The sequence below is a fragment of the Treponema sp. R6D11 genome (genome assembly GCF_054786075.1).
Genome location: NZ_BDHD01000992.1, coordinates 1 through 419, shown reverse-complemented (window position 1 = coordinate 419; position 419 = coordinate 1). Strand labels below are relative to the sequence as shown.

Here is a 419-nt window from a genome sequence, read left to right as displayed (position 1 = left end):
CGATAACAGACACCAGTGCGTTTACTTTCTAAATAAGCGTTCTCATACGAGACCACTTTGTTACCGCCACAGGTAGTGTCGCCAATCTCTTGACGACACTATCAAATTTCCCTGTTTTCGCCGACATAGTTGTTTGTTTTTCGCTTTCCATTTTTATTATTTACAACTTTTTTAATTAATATGTTTTTTTATCTTTTTATAAAAAGAGCGAATAGATTTATACATTTTAACTTCATTCTTTATTGGCTCAGGTACATCTACTTTTATAAATACTTTGCTTGCAGGTTGATCTAATAGTAAAATTATTTTAAGCAATTGAAGCTCATTTTTTGTGAGCCATTTTCTTATTTTTTTCCTTAAAAACAAGTTACAAGATTTTTTGTTATATAAATCAGCCATATCAGCGTAAAATTGAGCAA

General features: G+C 30.3%; 1 protein-coding gene. It reads right to left on the bottom strand.

Annotation, left to right across the window (positions count from 1 at the left end; all coding sequences use genetic code 11):
* Positions 1 to 171 precede the first annotated feature (171 nt).
* Positions 172 to 419: hypothetical protein (locus ACYVTD_RS17155; protein WP_461248852.1), on the bottom strand; the 248-nt coding region annotated here is incomplete at its 5' end.